Annotated in this window: 15 protein-coding genes; 8 read left to right on the top strand and 7 right to left on the bottom strand. The window is 61.6% G+C overall.

Going from position 1 to position 16,021, the window contains the following annotated elements; genetic code table 11:
- Nucleotides 1–96 precede the first annotated feature (96 nt).
- Nucleotides 97–858: a DeoR/GlpR family DNA-binding transcription regulator gene (locus EXZ48_RS18380; protein WP_024269900.1), complete on the top strand. Its 762-nt coding sequence runs from the start codon at nt 97–99 to the stop codon at nt 856–858.
- Between the two features lie 59 nt (nt 859–917).
- On the opposite strand, the gene EXZ48_RS18385 is transcribed toward EXZ48_RS18380, so the two are convergent.
- Nucleotides 918–1,736 (bottom strand): sugar phosphate isomerase/epimerase, encoded by an 819-nt coding sequence (locus EXZ48_RS18385; RefSeq protein WP_023515645.1) that lies wholly within the window; start codon nt 1,734–1,736, stop codon nt 918–920.
- 261 nt (nt 1,737–1,997) lie between these two features.
- Between EXZ48_RS18385 and EXZ48_RS18390 the strand changes: the two genes are divergently transcribed.
- Together EXZ48_RS18390 and EXZ48_RS18395 are read left to right on the top strand one after the other, a co-directional pair.
- Nucleotides 1,998–3,146, top strand: a complete 1,149-nt coding sequence (locus tag EXZ48_RS18390; RefSeq protein ID WP_024269899.1) for a Gfo/Idh/MocA family protein — start codon at nt 1,998–2,000, stop codon at nt 3,144–3,146.
- Nucleotides 3,143–4,078 carry an alpha/beta hydrolase gene (locus EXZ48_RS18395; RefSeq protein WP_023511987.1) on the top strand — a complete coding sequence of 312 codons (936 nt, stop codon included), beginning with the start codon at nt 3,143–3,145 and terminating at the stop codon, nt 4,076–4,078. Before EXZ48_RS18390 ends, EXZ48_RS18395 begins: the two co-directional genes overlap by 4 nt.
- 10 nt (nt 4,079–4,088) lie before the next feature.
- On the opposite strand, the gene EXZ48_RS18400 is transcribed toward EXZ48_RS18395, so the two are convergent.
- Nucleotides 4,089–5,123, bottom strand: a complete 1,035-nt coding sequence (locus EXZ48_RS18400; protein ID WP_024269898.1) for a LacI family DNA-binding transcriptional regulator — start codon at nt 5,121–5,123, stop codon at nt 4,089–4,091.
- A gap of 327 nt (nt 5,124–5,450) precedes the next feature.
- Between EXZ48_RS18400 and EXZ48_RS18405 the strand changes: the two genes are divergently transcribed.
- The 3 genes from EXZ48_RS18405 to EXZ48_RS18415 all read left to right on the top strand — a co-directional run bounded on the left by EXZ48_RS18405 (nt 5,451) and on the right by EXZ48_RS18415 (nt 8,572).
- Nucleotides 5,451–6,698: a sugar ABC transporter substrate-binding protein gene (locus tag EXZ48_RS18405; protein ID WP_023517359.1), complete on the top strand. Its 1,248-nt coding sequence runs from the start codon at nt 5,451–5,453 to the stop codon at nt 6,696–6,698.
- A gap of 83 nt (nt 6,699–6,781) precedes the next feature.
- A complete protein-coding gene (locus EXZ48_RS18410; RefSeq protein ID WP_024269897.1) occupies nt 6,782–7,720 on the top strand; it encodes a carbohydrate ABC transporter permease in 939 nt (312 codons plus the stop codon).
- A gap of 6 nt (nt 7,721–7,726) precedes the next feature.
- Nucleotides 7,727–8,572: a carbohydrate ABC transporter permease gene (locus EXZ48_RS18415; RefSeq protein WP_024269896.1), complete on the top strand. Its 846-nt coding sequence runs from the start codon at nt 7,727–7,729 to the stop codon at nt 8,570–8,572.
- A 55-nt stretch (nt 8,573–8,627) separates the two neighbouring features.
- Here EXZ48_RS18415 and EXZ48_RS18420 read toward each other — a convergent pair whose 3' ends face one another.
- Complete coding sequence (locus EXZ48_RS18420; RefSeq protein WP_130517527.1) at nt 8,628–10,040, bottom strand: nitrate/nitrite transporter; 1,413 nt, start codon at nt 10,038–10,040, stop codon at nt 8,628–8,630.
- Nucleotides 10,041–10,247: 207 nt separating this feature from the next.
- On the opposite strand from EXZ48_RS18420, the gene EXZ48_RS18425 reads away from it, so the two are divergent.
- A complete protein-coding gene (locus EXZ48_RS18425) occupies nt 10,248–11,069 on the top strand; it encodes an SDR family oxidoreductase (protein ID WP_130517529.1) in 822 nt (273 codons plus the stop codon).
- Nucleotides 11,070–11,151: 82 nt separating this feature from the next.
- Nucleotides 11,152–12,102, top strand: coding sequence for a GlxA family transcriptional regulator (locus EXZ48_RS18430; RefSeq protein WP_024269894.1), 951 nt, complete (start codon nt 11,152–11,154; stop codon nt 12,100–12,102).
- A gap of 239 nt (nt 12,103–12,341) precedes the next feature.
- Here the strand turns inward: EXZ48_RS18430 and EXZ48_RS18435 are convergent, their stop codons facing one another.
- From EXZ48_RS18435 to EXZ48_RS18450, 4 genes are all read right to left on the bottom strand, one after another.
- The gene (locus EXZ48_RS18435) at nt 12,342–13,118 is read right to left on the bottom strand and encodes an SDR family oxidoreductase (RefSeq protein ID WP_024269893.1); all 777 of its coding nucleotides are present in this window, start codon (nt 13,116–13,118) and stop codon (nt 12,342–12,344) included.
- An 81-nt stretch (nt 13,119–13,199) separates the two neighbouring features.
- Nucleotides 13,200–14,117, bottom strand: coding sequence for an AraC family transcriptional regulator (locus tag EXZ48_RS18440; RefSeq protein ID WP_130517531.1), 918 nt, complete (start codon nt 14,115–14,117; stop codon nt 13,200–13,202).
- Between the two features lie 257 nt (nt 14,118–14,374).
- The gene (locus EXZ48_RS18445) at nt 14,375–14,986 is read right to left on the bottom strand and encodes an alpha/beta hydrolase (RefSeq protein WP_023514672.1); all 612 of its coding nucleotides are present in this window, start codon (nt 14,984–14,986) and stop codon (nt 14,375–14,377) included.
- A 99-nt stretch (nt 14,987–15,085) separates the two neighbouring features.
- Nucleotides 15,086–16,018: a ring-cleaving dioxygenase gene (locus EXZ48_RS18450; RefSeq protein ID WP_023514671.1), complete on the bottom strand. Its 933-nt coding sequence runs from the start codon at nt 16,016–16,018 to the stop codon at nt 15,086–15,088.
- Nucleotides 16,019–16,021: the final 3 nt, after the last annotated feature.

Raw genomic sequence — 16,021 nt, forward strand, 5'->3', positions numbered from 1 at the left:
TATCCTCAATGGGGCACGAGGTGCGCGACGCTTTACAGCGAAGGATGAGAAATTCCTTTCGAAATTCGAAACCCGGTGAGTAGGCAGCGAAGCCCTATGCTTGCAGAACAAAGACGCCAGCAGATCCTGATCGAACTTCAGCGGATTGGTCAGGCTCGCACGCGCCAGCTCGCGGACCTGTTCGATGTTTCAGAAGTGACGATCCGCTCCGACCTCGACATTATGGACGGGAAGAAGCTGCTCATCAAAACCCACGGCGGCGCCATAGCCCTGCCCGCGGATTCACCGGCAGCTGCCTTCGAGGAGCGCATGCAGCGCAACTTCGACGCCAAGAGACGCATCGCCCAGATGGCCGCGCGCCAGATCATCGACAATCAATCGATCGTCTTCGACAGCGGCTCTACGCTGCTCCAACTCGCCATGCAGATGCCGCCAGTAAAGAATGTCGTTGTGGCGACCACCGCCATGAACATCGCCCAGCACCTCATGTATCGCCCAGGCCTTGATGTTCACATGATCGGCGGCCGCGTGTTTCCGAGCACGGTCAGCACGATCGTTTCCGATTCCGACAAGGCTCTCGGCGGCCTCGTCGCGCATCAGGCCTTCGTCAGCGCGCACGCGATCGACTCGTCCTTCGACGTGGTCGATGTCTCCGAGGACATCGCCCGGACCAAACGCAATCTTGTGCGCATGGCGCGCCGCGTCGTTCTGGTCGCCGATTCCAGCAAATGGGACATCGGTGCGTCCTCGAAGGCATTCTCCCTCTCGCGCGTCGATCTCATCATCACCGACAGCAACATGCCGCACGGTATCCGGCACCGCCTGGAAAAGCTCGGCGTCGAAGTCCGCTACGCCTGAAAGCGTTCACGGCCGGGGTGCCTGCAGCCGAAGCGGCATCGCCCGGCGCGGGCCTGCGGCTAGTATCCGAGTTTGCGCAACGTCTGACGGTTGATGCGGACTGCGGAAGCAGGGTCTTCGCCCGCCACGGTGGACTCTTCCTCGACGACGATCCAGCCATTGAAGAGGGGCGCGGCACGAACGGCTTCGATCACCGCCGGCACATCGCACACGCCCGCCCCCAGCATGGCCCAGTCGCCCTCGGCATCAACGTCCTTAAGGTGCACATAGCGGATGCGCGGGTGGAACGCCGCAAGCGTGTCACCCATGACCTGTCCGCCACGCAGGATATGGCCCGTATCCGGCACCCAACCCACCTGCGGATCGAGAAGCGCGAAGAGCGCATCATAGTCCTCCCGGGTAAACAGCAGCGTGTTGTGATGCGAGGACGGATGAACCGCGACGGCCACCCCTGCGGATCTGCCGATCTCGCTTGCGCGGTTGTAGCACTCGGCTGCAACCGAGAATTTATCCGCGCGTGCACCCTCGGACACCACCGTTGCCGAGCCCATGGAAACGAGAGCACCAGGGAAATGCGCTGCAAAATCCACCCAGCGCCGCGCCGCTTCGAGGTCGGACGCGATCCCATCCGGCAGCGTAAAGCCGCTGGACGAACCGAAGGCAAAAGAAACGAGGCGCAGCCCGGCATCCGCGAGTGTGCGGGCGAAGGCATCAGGCTTGCCGGCATAGCCGCCGATCATGGTGTCGGTGATCTCGATCCCCGAATAGCCGCCGGCCGCAATGGCCCGAACCAGATCGTCAGGGCCGCCGGCCCAGGCTTTCCCCAGCATCTCCCAGGTAAATGTCTGGCAGCCGATTTGCAGTTCTGCAGTCTTCATAGGCTAAGTCCCGAGCTGTCGGTTGATCGTCACATCGACACACGGAGGCAATCTCAGCTCCAGGCGGACAACCACGAATCCGCATGCAGAAGCGACCGTGAAAATCCCCGATGAAGGCGACTGGTGACGCCTCCCAGGCATCTTGTCATTACGTAAGATAAAATGTTACCGTGCGTCAACTTAATTTGTTCTTTAAGTGCTTAATGTGGCACGGAAAGACGAAGATTTTATCAACGATGACAGATAGATAAGGCTTACAAGATGACACAGAAGAGCGACAAGAAACTCAGGATCGGTGTTGTCGGCTGCGGCAACATCTCGCTCACCTACATGCGCAACGCCCCGCTTTTTCGCGATGTCGAGATCGTCGCATGCGCAGACCTCAACAGCCAGGCCGCCCAACACCGTGCCGAGGAATTCGGGCTGCGCGTCACCGACGTCGACACGCTTCTTGAAGCCAGCGACATCGACCTGATCCTCAACCTGACCATCCCCGCAGCGCATTTCGACATTTCAATGCGCGCACTCTCCGCGGGCAAGCATGTCTTTACCGAAAAGCCGCTGGGCGTGACGGCCGATGAAGGTCGCCGACTGGTCGATACCGCAGATACCCAGGGGCTTGTCATCGGTTCAGCACCGGACACCTTCCTTGGAGCTGCCGGGCGGCATGCACGCCGCCTGATGGAAGCAGGCATCATCGGCAAGCCCGTCACCGGCACCGCCTTCATGATGGGGCGCGGCATGGAGCATTGGCATCCGGATCCGAGCTTCTACTACCAGCCTGGCGCAGGCCCGCTCATGGACATGGGCCCGTACTACCTCACCATGATGGTCAACCTACTGGGGCCGGTGCGCCGCGTCCAGGCAATCGCAACCAGCGGGCAGGAAGAGCGCCTCATCACAGCCGACGGCCCCAAGAAGGGCACGACTTTCAAGGTCGGCACACCGACCAGCGTGCTCTCACTGCTGGAATTTGCCTGCGGTGCGACCATCACCTTCGGCACCTCCTGGGATGTTTTCCGCCACTCCAACCATCCGATCGAGCTGCACGGCACCCAGGGCTCGCTGCGCCTGCCCGATCCGGACAATTTCGGTGGGGTGATCGCCGTGTCACGACAGGGCGCACCCTGGGAGGAAACGGATACGGCCAACGCCCTGTTCGGGGCCGTCAACTGGCCGATCACCGCGCCGGACCGCGCCAATTACCGCATGCTGGGCCTTGCGGATCTTGCCCGTTCGATAACTGAGGGGCGCAAGCCTCGCGCCTCCGGGAGCCTGGCGCTGCACGTCCTCGAAATCATGGAGGCGATCCTGCGGGCCGGCGAAATCGGCGCAGCACAGATTGTGGCCGACAAGACGGAGCAGCCGAAAGCGCTACACGAGGACGAAGCGCGGAGCCTGCTCGCATGACCAAGCTCGACCCATCCGCCGAACGGGCCCTCGCCTGGCCGGGCGAACCGGAAAAGCCCGTCGAAGAATGCACACCAGCAGAGGCCCGCAGACAGTATCTCGACGGTTTTGCCAGCAAACAATGGCCGCTGGAGCCAGTCGAAAGCGTGGAAGAGCTCGACATTCAGGGCATCCGTATCAAGGTCTGGCGTGGCCTTGGCGCAGCGCCTTGCGATGCCCCCGCCCTGCTCTATCTGCATGGCGGCGGCTGGGTGATCGGCGCGCCGGAAACCCATGAGGATATCTGCCGCACTCTCGCCAACGACGCCGGCGCCGTTGTTGTCGCTCCAGACTACCGGCTCGCACCGGAGCATCCCTTCCCGGCAGCCATCGAGGATTGCGCCGCCACCCTCGCCTGGATGGAGGAGCAGGCTACCGCTCTTGGCATCAATGCGAACCGCATCCTCGTCGCAGGCGACAGTGCCGGCGGCAACCTCGCCGCGGTCATCGCCCTCCTTGCCAGGGACGGCCAAGCTCCAGCCATCCTCGGCCAGGTGCTGATCTATCCCGTAACGGATCAGCAGCAAACCTCCGGCAGTTATCGCCGCTATGCAACCGATTTCGGCCTCACCACGCAGGCCATGCACTGGTTTCGCGATCACTATCTGCCGGACGAAACCAGCCGCCTGGACTGGCGCGCCTCACCGCTCCATGCATCCTCGCTGAAGGGCACCGCAGCGGCCGTCGTCATCCTTGCCGGCCACGACGTTCTCTTTGATGAAGGGCGCGCCTATGCGGAACGCCTGGAAGCGGAAGCAGACGTCCGGTGCCACACCTGGCCGGGACAGATCCACGGCTTTCTCTCGATGGGCCGTGCCATTCCCGAGGCCCGTGAAGCGCTCGACACGATCCTCGCGGCTTGGCGCAGCCTGGACCCTCGCGTCAGGACGTAGAGCGGGAGCCTCAGGCGGACTCGCGCATGACGAGGGTCGCCTCGAGGATCACGCGGGACGGTGCCACCTTGCGGTCGGCCTCCTCGTCCTCGATGCTTTTCAGCAGAAGCTCGACGGCCCTGGCCGCGATTTCGGATGCGTTCTGAGCCATCGTCGTCAGCGAAGGGCATGTGTACCGACTGAGCGGATGGTCGTCGTGGCCGGCAATGCGGATATCGCACCCATCCGCCCGCCCGATCTTCAGCCCCGAGGCGAAGGCGGCCGCCATGGCGCCAAAGGCGAAGCGATCGTTGGCGCACAACAGCGTCTTTCCCGGCAGGCCGCCTCTTGCCAGCATTCGCTCCACCTGCTCGTAGCCAAGTCGCTCGAACTCCCACGAGGGGAGCGATTCGCACGCGATCACGAGCGGTTCGTGGCCTTCGCGCTGCATCGTGACGCGGTAGCTGTCCGTCCGCTCGTTGGTATTGGCCATCATATGCGGCACGTCGAGGAAAATCGGCGGTTCGCCGGAGCGACACAGATACTGCACGATCGCCGCAATGCTCTGAGTGTTGTCGTTACCCACAAAGGGAAGATCGAAGGCCGAGGGGCTGTCGAAACAGACGACCGGAATCGCATCGGTGAGGCGCCCAAGTGCCGAACGCCGGGAGCCCGTGCCCAGCGGGGCCACGATCGCCCCCGCAACCTTGAGCGAAAGGAGCGTGCGGACCGCTTCCTCCTCGAGTTCGGGCCGGGTATGCGAAGAAAGCTGCACGGGCCAGAACCCCTTGGCGCGCAGCTCCAGCTCGATCAGCGAAACCACCTGCACGTAGAACGGGTCGGACATGCTCGGAACGAGGATGCCGATGTTCTTCGTCCGCTTGCGGTTCAGATGCCTGGCGAAGAGGTTCGGCTCGAAGTTCGATTTCTTCAGCGCCGCCTCGATACGCTTGCGCGTCACCTCCTTGACCTGTGTCGGATCGTCAAAATATTTCGACAATGTCGGCCGCGACACGCCGCAGGCGGCGGCAAAGTCGTCCATGGATCTGTAAGTCTTTTTAGCCATTCCAATCCTCATCGCGGGGGCGACACTCTACAATCTCACATCGCAGGCTGAAAGGGCTGCCAGCACTGGGAATGGGGATGCAGCGACGAACTTTCGTTTGTTTACGAAAGTAAAGAAAAAACACATCACAAGCAACAGAAACCTCACCAAAAAATTCACGCGCGCAAATTTTTTTTATTACTTTAAATCAAATACTTGATGTGACATTCGACAATAAAATCATTCAACTTGCAATCGTCCCAGTTGACAGTCGGATCGTTCCGGCAGCTACTCATGTCACGATCTTGGGAGAGGATCGCTCACCTGAAAGTCCAATGGGAGGCAGATATGGATTTCAAAAAACTCAGCCACACTCTGAAGACCGCCGCAGCGGTCTGGGCCCTCTGCGCCACGTCGGCCTTTGCCGACACCACCATCGAGTTCATCCAGTGGTGGGAACCGGAAATGCCCGCCGGCGCGCTGCGCGGCATCATGGATGATTTCGAGGCCAAGAATCCCGGCATCAAGGTGACGCTCGTCAGCGGCCCCTATGCCACGACCCGTGACCAGATCGTCGTCGGCGCGGCCTCCGGCACGCTCAGCGATGTTGTCGGCCTTGACGGGGCATGGGTCAACGGCCTCTCGAAGCAGGGCGCCATCGCATCGATGGACGAACTGATGGAGAAGGCCAACTACGACAAGAGCCAGATCGCCGACATCGTCAAGGTCGATGGCAAGAGCGTCATGTTCCCGCTGGCGTCCTTTGTCTATCCCGTCTTCGTCAATCTGGATATCGCCAAGGCATCGGGCGTCGAAACGATGCCCTCGACCCGTAGCGAATTCGCCGAAGCCGCCAAGAAGATGACGGACGCCGCGAAGAACCAGTACGGCTGGGTTCTGCCGCTTTCGCTGCAGTCGCCGAGCGGCATTCAGAACGACGTCATGTCCTGGGTCTGGTCGTCCGGCGCCTCGATGATGAAGGACGGCAAGCCGGACCTCGAAAACGAGGCTGTCGTCGGCACGCTGGAATACATCGAGCAGCTGAACAAGGACGGTGTGATTTCGCCCGGCATCTTTGCCAAGAAGGAACAGGACAAAGTCGAGGAGTTCGTCAACGGCCGCGTCGGCATGATGGTCGATACGCTCGCCCATGTGAACCTGATCCGCGAGCGCAATCCGAAGCTGAACTTCGGCATATCCGCCCTGCCCGCCGCCGACGGCTATACCGGCAAGCGCGGCATGCCCTATGCATCCTGGGGCATCGGCATCAGCGAAGGCAGCGCCCACAAGGAAGAAGCCTGGAAGCTCGTGGAATTCCTGATGAGCCCTGAGATCAACGGGCGGCTTGTCTCCATCGCCAACGCCTTCCCGGGCAACGTTCATGCCAAGCCCGATTTCGTGACCTCCGATCCGATCTTCGCGGAAGCCTTCAAGATCTACCAGAGTGGCTACCCGGCCAACGAATTCGTTGGCCTGCCGGTCGCCGAGGAACTGATGCGCAACATGAACGTCGAGGTGCAGAAGATGTTCGATGGCGGCCAAAGTGCCAAGGATGCCGCTGCAAACACACAGAAGGCCTGGCTCGCCAAGTTCTAAGCCGGCACACTCAACAGCACCGGCAGCGTCGATCATGGCCTGCCGGTGTCGTCGTCAATCCCGGCAAATCGGACAGTCCCGCGATGAACCACTCCATGACGGCCCAGGCCGCAGCACCGCCGAAGGCACACAAGAAGGGCAAGCTTAGCTACAAGACGCTGCGCAAGCTGGTGCCATATCTCTACGTGACGCCGGCCACGCTCCTGCTGGTCCTCCTGATGCTCTTTCCGATGGTAATGGTTCTGCGCTACTCGCTGATGGACGGCGCCATCATGAAGCCGGACGCCGCCTTCGCGGGGCTCCAGAACTACATCGCCATCTTCCAGAACCCGGTCTTCTGGCAGTCCTTGTACCAGACGATCTACTTCACCGTGATGAGCGTGGTCTTCCACTTCATCCTCGGCCTTGCTTTCGCACTGCTGCTCAACACCGATCGTGTCGATCCGCTGATCCGCAGCATCCTGCGCGTGCTCTTCATTCTTCCCTGGCTGTTCACCGCCGTGATCATCGCCATCATCTGGCGCCTGCTGCTCGATCCGAACGGTGTCGTCAACAGCGTGCTGATGGCGCTGCGGATCATCGACTTCAAGGTGGAGTGGTTTTCCTCGACCAGCACGGCCATTCACGCGCTGACATTCGCAAACATCTGGGCAGGATACCCGCTCTTCATGGTCAGCCTGCTCGCCGGCCTCCAGGGCATTCCAAAGGAACTTTACGAGGCGGCCGGCATCGATGGCGCCAATGAATTGCAGAAGTTCTGGTACATCACCATTCCGCAGCTGATGCCCATCATCATCAGCATCTCGTTGCTCGATTTCATCTGGACCATGCAGGTCTTCCCGCTTGTCTGGATGACCACCGGCGGCGGCCCGATCTATGCGACGGAAATGCTGTCCACCTTCACCTACAAGCTGGCCTTCGCCCAATATGAATTCTCACTGGCCTCGGCGAGTGCCATCGTCATCCTCCTCATCTCGATGAGCGTGACGTATTTTTACATCAAGCACCAGCAGCGCAGGTAGTCGGTCATGGCAAAGCGTTCCTTCAAAAACTCGATCCTGCCGACGGCCCTCACCTATCTCGGCCTTGCGGTCGGCCTGGTCTTCGCCGCCTTCCCGATCGTCTGGATGTTCTTCAGTTCGCTGAAATCCAACACGGAGATTTTCGCCCTGCCGCCACGGTTGCTGCCGGACGACTTCACGATTTCGGCCTACCTGACGATCTTCAATGATCCGACGAAGGTGCGCTTCTTCATCAACAGCTACTTCGTTGCCGGTGTCGTGACGGCTCTGACGCTCTTCATCGCGATCCTTACCGCCTACGCCTTCAGCCGCTACTCGTTCCGTTTCAAGAGCACCCTGAACATCTTCATCATCAGCACGCAGACCGTGCCGCCGATTACCCTCCTCATCCCCTATTTCGGCATGGTGGTCGCCTTCCGGATCTTCGACACCTATCTTGCACTGATCCTGACCTATCTGGTCTTCACGCTTCCCTATGCGGTCCTGCTCATGACAGGCTATCTGAACACCTTGCCCAAGGAACTCGACGAAGCCGTTCTGGTTGACGGCGGCTCCAGTTGGACGGCGCTGTGGCGGGTGATCGTTCCTGTGTCGATCCCCGGTATCGTGGCGACGGCAGTCTATACGTTCCTGCTTGCATGGAACGAGTTTCTCTTCGCGCTCACCCTGACCAAGTCCATGGATTTGCGCACCGTACCGATCGGGATCCAACTCCTCATGGGGCAGCACGCCTTCGAGTGGAACGAGATGATGGCCATGAGCGTGCTCGGATCACTCCCGCTGCTCGTGCTGTATCTGGTTGCCCAGCGCTACTTCCTCGCGGGCATGACGGCAGGCTCCGTCAAGAGCTGAGGCCTGCGCAAACAACGGGAAGACCGGAGCTTCAACGCGGCGCAGAAATCGCGCGTCACGATGCTGCTCCCGGCCGCCGCAGGAAAATGGCGAGAACGATGAGAGCGGCGGCCGACACAAGCGCAACGATATAGATCTGCTGGAACGAGCCGCTTTCGTCCTTGAGGACGCCGCCGAGAAAATTCCCGGTCATGGCACCCAGCCCGAGCATGACATTTCCCATGCCAAAAATCAGGGCTGTGGCCCTGGTCGGATAGGCCAGGCTCACATAGGCGGGAATGAGGCCGAAAATCGCGTTGAAGGCCAGCCCGAACAGGGCGGCCCCCAGATAGATCACCACAAGGCTCCGGTGATCGGCAAAGGCTGCGAAAGAGACGCCCAGCAGAAGATAGGCAAGGACCAGGGCTTTCTTCACCGTTATCTTGTCCGCAAGGATACCCATGAGGAATCCGCCGAACATGCCGATGAAACCGATCACCTTCCAGACGTCTCCTGCCGCGTCGATGCCATGGCCAAGCTCATCGCGAACGAAGGCGACAAGATAGTTCTGCGCCGGCATGCAAGAAAAGCCGTTCAGAAACATCATGGCGGGAACCGTGAGATAGGCAGGCTGCGCCAGCGTGCGCAAATCCATGCGCTCCATGGCGCTTCCGGCGGCGCCACGCATCCCGGCAGTCTTTTCCAACCCTGCCAGACGATACCAGCCCCACACGAACAGCAGGCCTGTGAGGGCTGCGACAAAAAACCAGACCGACTGCCAGCCATAGGCCGGCAGCAGGACTGGGATGGCAGACCCGTTGACGAAGACACCGTAGGCCGTACCCGACGACATGAGACCGAGGGCTTTTCCCTGATGTGCTTCCGGAATGAGGGCCTTGGCGACCACGACCATCGGCACCCAGACCGAAGCCGACGCCGCACCGGTAAAGAACAAAGCGACCGCCAGGGCGGTAAAGCCTTCCGTGAGCGGCACGAGCAGCAGGCACAGCGTGCAACAGGCCATCGAGAGAAGAATGAGGCGAGAGGCGCCGATCCTGTTCGTCAGAATTCCGCTGATGAGCGCAGCAATCAGAAAGCCGGCCTGCGATGCCGCCATGATGGTACCGGCGTGCCCGTAATTCAGAGAGAGCGCCGCCAGCATGTCCGGCATGACGGCCGGGAAAAGATAGACCCCGAAGCCGTAGGCCGCCGCAATAAAACCGGTGAACAGGAAGGTCAGGCCAACGGCCCCTGATTTGCGCGCTGGCGGAACGGCTTGATCTGTTGTGGTCACACCACGGCTCCCGGAGGTGCAAAGGGAAGGACAATGGGTCTTGCGGGCCGGCCCGTAATCCATCGGCGGCGGGATCGAGGGACCTGCAGTCCCTTCATTCCGCCCGCGACGCCTATTATCCACATCGCCAAACGGATGGGTATCGCGCGCGCGACGAGCCTCGATCTTATCGCGAATGACCTCTCTTTCACTCAAGCCTCTCTCGCCTGGTCCTTTCCCACAATCCGATCCGTATCAATGGCCGTCGTGGAACCCTGCGCCGATCTCGACCCGAGTCAGCCTCAGGAAGCGTGCCACAATCAATGTCGCCAGAGTGTCCCAAATCGACGGATATATGACATTTGAGACGCCTGAATTTCGTCCTACCATCAGGCAATACATTCCAACCTGATGGCGATTGTCATGACCGAGAATTCGAAAGGCACCGCGCTGATCACCGGCGCATCCTCCGGCATAGGCGCGGTTTATGCCGACCGCCTGTCGCGCCGAGGCTACGACCTCATCCTTGTGGCCCGCAACAGGGCGCGCCTCATGGATCTGGCCAAGCACCTTGCCGATGAAACCGGCCGCGCAGTCGAGGTTATCGCTGCGGATCTCGGTCAAAAGGGTGGCCTTGCTGAAGTCGAGACCCTGCTGCGCGCCGACGCCGGCATAACGATGCTGGTCAACAATGCCGGTGTCGGTGCAACGGCCCCGCTGCTGGCATCAGATATCGACAAGATGGAAGAAATGCTGACGCTGAACGTCAACGCGCTGACGCGGTTGACCTATGCTGCCGCACCCGGCTTCGTGGCCCGTGGCGCGGGGACCGTCATCAACATTGCCTCGATCGCCGGCGTCGCGCCGGAACGGTTGAACGGTGTGTATGGCGCCAGCAAGGCCTTCGTGCTTGCCTTCAGCCTGTCGCTCCAGAGCGAGTTGGTCGGCAAGGGTATCCGTGTGCAGGCCGTTCTGCCGGGGGCGACAGCAACCGACTTCTGGAGCATCGCCGGGACGCCATTGGAACATGTGCCGAGCGAGATCGTCATGTCGGCGGAGGATATGGTCGATGCTGCGCTGGCCGGTCTGGAGATAGGCGAACAGGTCACCATTCCGTCGCTTCCCGACATCGGTGACTGGGCAGCCTACGAGGCCGCCCGGCAGAAGCTCATGCCCAACCTGTCGCGCAGCGTGCCAGCCTCCCGCTACGGCGTCGAGCGCAAAAAGAGGCTATTGTCGGCATAGTCTCGGCCCTGGATGCGTATCAGATTTCTCGCCGTGGCATAAATCTGCTACATACGTCCTTATCAGACAGACGCGGTTCGCCATGCACACAGTCGGCTATGTCATTTTCCCCGGGTTCCAGCTCATGGGCTTTGCCGCGGTGACCGCCTTCGAGATGACTAACCTCCATCTTGGGGAAGCCGCCTACGGCATCGAACTCCTTTCCGAAGCCGGTGGCGAGGTCAGGTCGTCCGCCGGTTTCGGGGTCAATTCGAAAGCCTTCAATCCCCAGGCGAGCTACGACACGATCATGCTGGGCGCCGGCACGGCAATCGAGCCGGTGACGCCGGCGCTGATCAATTTTGCGCAGCACGCCCACCAGACCGCACGGCGGCTGGCCGCGCCCTGCACGGGAGCGTTCATCCTTGCTGAGGCCGGTTTGCTGGACGGCCGCCGTGCGACGACGCACTGGGCCTTCGCCCGACAGCTCAGGGAGCATTTCCCGGCCGTCAGGGTCGAGGAAGATCGAATCTTCATCGTCGACGGTACGGTTTGGACCTCGGCGGGGATGACGGCCGGCATCGATCTGGCACTTGCCATGATCGAGAAGGACCATGGCCAGGCCGTGGCGCGCGCCGTCGCGCGCAAGCTCGTGGTCTACCACCGGAGAGCAGGTGGCCAGTCCCAGTTTTCCGCCCTCCTCGAACTGGACGCGAAATCGGACCGGATCCAGAAATCCATCGGCTATGCCAAGGCCAACCTGCGCAGCCTCCTGTCGGTGGTTAAGCTTGCCGATGCAGCAGGTCTGAGTCCGCGCCAGTTCAGCCGAGCCTTCCGCTCGGAGACAGGGCAGTCGCCTGCCAAGGCTGTCGAGACCTTACGCGTGGAGGCGGCACGGCTGATGATGGAACAGGGGCGCCATTCCATGGACGTGATTGCCACGGAGACCGGCTTTGCAGACAGCGACCGGATGCGCCGGGCCTTCTTGCGAACGCTTGGCCAACCACCTCAGACAATCCGGCGCAATGCGCGGGAAAGCGCTTTGTCCCTATAACCAGCAAACAGGCGATATTCTATCCGCACACTACAGCGCTGCTGAGGGGTGATGGGCGCAGGCCGCCGGTTCAATGAACCCTCGCAAACCACATCCCGAGCGCCCCGCTTCATGCCGGCAATCATGCCCCTTGGGGCTGGCCGTCCATGCAGGGCCGCAGGGTAAGGCTGCCAAACAGCGGGTGGCGAGAAGCAGCAACGCCTCTGGGTGGCAGCATCGCTCCAACGGCCATTGCGTGGCTATGCAAGGCGCACAGCACTCGGAGCCTTGCCGAACCGTGCCGCGGCCAGCGCCAGAGCGTCCTCCCCCGCCGGGAAATGAAGCTGCCCGGAGGTATCGTGCACCGCGGCCCAGACAGCCCTTGCGACGTCAGTCTCCCGGGTGGTCGCCCCGGGATTGGCGAAGGCGGCAAAGATCGGGGCTGCGAAGGGTGTATATTCCGGTGGCACCAGATCCTCCACCTTCACATCCGCGTTCTGCGCGAAACGCGTGGTCGGGCCGTAGCCCGGCTCGACGAGCCGGGTGCGAACTCCGAAGAAAGCGAGTTCGTGCGCCAGCGAGCCTGTAAAACCTTCGATCGCCTGCTTGCTCGCGGTATAGGCCGCCGCGAGCGGCATTGCAGCGAGCGTGACCGTCGACGTGACATTGACGATGACACCCGTGCGCCGTGCGCGCATTTGTGGAATGACCGCCTGGGTCATCGCCATGACACCAAAGGTGTTGGTGTCGAATATCTTGCGGACGTGAGACATCGACATCGCCTCGAACGCACCAACGACACCGATGCCGGCATTGTTGACGAGGGCGTCGATAGGCCCGGCTGCGGTGACGGCGGCCGCAATGCTCTCTTCGTTCGTGACATCGAGCGGCAGGATCCTCAACCGCTCGGAACGGGGGAGAATATCTGCGTTCGGGCGGCGCATCGTTGCGATGACAGTCCACCCGTTGGCGAGGAAATGGCATGCGGTCTCAAGACCGTAGCCGGATGAACTGCCGGTAATCAGGATCGTCTTCACGAGAACCTCCATATGTTGGGGAGGCCCTTCGATAGCGCACGCCGTTTGGATGATATATAATCAGACGTCTAGAATGATTGCTCAATCTTCCAAAACCGCTTGTTCGTATGTCTTGGCGAACCGACCGGGAGGGCAGCCGACGCGCTTTCGGAACGCGGTGCTGAAGGCGCTCGCGGATTCATAGCCGATCTCGTCGGCGATCCGGTCAAGGGGCTTGGTGGCGTTGATCAGTGCATCCTTCGCAAGTGCCATGCGCCAGCGCGCGAGATACTCGATGGGACCGCATCCGAGCACGTCACAAAAGCGGGCGGCAAATGCCGAACGCGACAGGCCCGCGGTCTTTGCCAGATCCGCAACCGTCCAGCGCGCCCTGACATCGGCGTGGATGGCGCGCAATACCCGCGCCAGAACCGGATCCCGCAGCCCCCGGAGCAAGCCGGTCCGGTCCTCGTCATCGTCGATGCCGCGCCACCGCAGGGCTTCGACCAGGAGGATCTCCAGCAATCTCTGCAGCAGCATTTCCTTTCCGGGCTCGTCGCGGACGCATTCTTCCGTGATGAGCTGGATCATCCGGTGAAGCCTGCCGCCGCGCCCCTCCGCCGCCGGGATACGGATGATCGATGGCAACAGCGCCAGCAGCAGCGGAGCATTCGCCTGCTCGATACGAAAGGTGCCGCCCAGCGCGATGAAGTCCGGGTCCCCGTCCTGTTCACCATGCCTGACGGGCCCTTCGCGCGGATCCGTCAAATCCCCTTTGACGTCGGGATGGCTCGCCATCGTGAAAGGTGGCGTCGTCGGGAGGAGGAGGAAGTCGCCCGTCAGGAATCGCACCGGCAACGCTCCCTCGAAGGAGAGCCAGCATTCGCCCTGCAGGACGACCGCAAATCCGGGCGCTTTGTGAGCGGCATAGCGCACGCCCCATGTACTGCGCCCACTGATCGGTTTGGCTATTGCAGTGCTCGGCCGGAGCAATGCAATGACGTCGCTGAAGGGGTCCATGCGGACGATCCGTAATCAATTTAAGACTTCGGATTGTAATCTGTCCGGCAATCTCCGTCGAGATGTCGAACCGCTCGAGGGCGACGACAGGGGAAAGGGTCGAGACTGCCCTGCCTATCCCACCCACCCCGAGCAGGAGCCCGGAGATCATCAAAGATCGCCAGTCGCGCGGAACAAGGGGGCCGTGCAATGGCGGGCGCCCCCGGGGGCGAAAAACTCCCGGAGACATGCGCATGAAGATCGGTGGTGGATGCAGCCTACGTCTTCCGGGTCAGGAAAGTCGTGACGGCCTCGATCTCCGGCTGCCGCACCTCGTGGCCGCCATCGTGCAGCAAGAGCTCGACATTCGCTCCCTTCGCTTCGAAATGGGCAACGAGCGTTTCGGTGAAGGGCAACGGGCAGATCGGGTCGCGCCTTCCGGCTGTCACCAGAATGTCCCGGCCTAGAAGGGTCGGATCCGGCGCCGGCGCCCAGGGGATCAGCGGATGCATCAGCACCGCACGATCGAAAAGGTCGGGCGCCTCGAACAGCACCGAGGCGAGGATGTTCGCACCGTTCGAATAGCCAAGGCCGTAAAGCAGCACGCCTGGATTGGCCTGCTTATGCGCACGGACGAAATCCGCCATCTTGCGCGTGCGAACGGCAAGGTCCTCCATGTCGTAGACCCCTTCGGCCTTACGGCGGAAGAAGCGGTTCGCGCCATGTTCGGAAACATCGCCGCGGGGCGAAACGATGCCGGCCGCAGGCAGGATCTGGCCGACGAGGCCTGTGAACTGATGCTCGTCACCACCCGTTCCATGGAAGGTGAAAACGAGCGGCGCGCCAGGTGCCGGCGCTTTGGAGACGTGTTGGTACGCGTCGCGGGACATGCGAATCTCCTTTGCAACGAATCCGCAAGCAACCGTGGACGGCTGGCGGAAGTGTTTGAATGAAGGGGCCGCCGAAGATGGCCGGCGGCCGGGGTCGGCCTAATCGACGATGGGCGGCAGGATCTCTTCGATCCGTTCGCGCAGATGGGCGTGCTGACGCGGAAGTTTCAGCGCCTCTCCGAGATGCGCGGTGTCCTCGTCCCGGTTGAAGCCGGGCTCGTTCGTTGCCACCTCGAACAGCACGCCGCCGGGCGTGCGGAAATAGATGGCGAAGAAATAGTCGCGGTCGATGACCGGCGTAACCTGGTAGCCGGTATCCATCAGCGCCTTGCGCACCTCGGCCTGGGCGGCACGATCTTCGACGGCGAAGGCGACATGGTGAACGGAGCCCGCTCCCTGCCGCGCTGCCGGCGCGCCAGGCAACACTTCGAGATCGATGAAATCGGCGCCGTTGCCGTCCTTGACGGCATATCGTGTCAGGTCGCCGCGACGATCGATTTCCTCGTAACCCATGAACGTCAGCAGTTCGCCGGTGGCCCCGCCGTCGCGCAACCGCATGGTCACGCCATGAAAGCCGTGCACGCCATCGTCACCGGGCACCGGTCCGCCGGCAAAAGGCAGCCGCCGATCACCATCGACCTCAGCAAGAGCAAAGCCGTCACCGTCGGGGCCGAGGAACCGCAGGCGCCTCTCGCCGAAGGCTTCATCTCCGGCGAGGCCAACAAGACCCTTTCCGGCAAATCGTTCCTTCCAATAGCCGAGCGAGCCCTTCGGCACAGAGAACACGGTTTCGGAAACTTCGCCCGCCCCGCGGTTGCCCTTGGCGATGTGCGGGAAGGGAAAATAGGTCATGACCGTGCCGGCCGAGCCGTTTTCGTCGCCATAGTAGAGGTGGTAGACGTCCGGCGCATCGAAATTCACGGTTTTCTTGACCCGACGCAGACCGAGCGTCTTGGTGAAGAAATCGTTGTTTTCCTGGGCGTCGGCAGCCATGGAGGTGACGTGATGCAAGCCTTTGATCTGGGTAAGCATGGT

The organism is Shinella sp. JR1-6 (assembly GCF_004284735.1).
Taxonomy (GTDB): Bacteria; Pseudomonadota; Alphaproteobacteria; order Rhizobiales; family Rhizobiaceae; genus Shinella.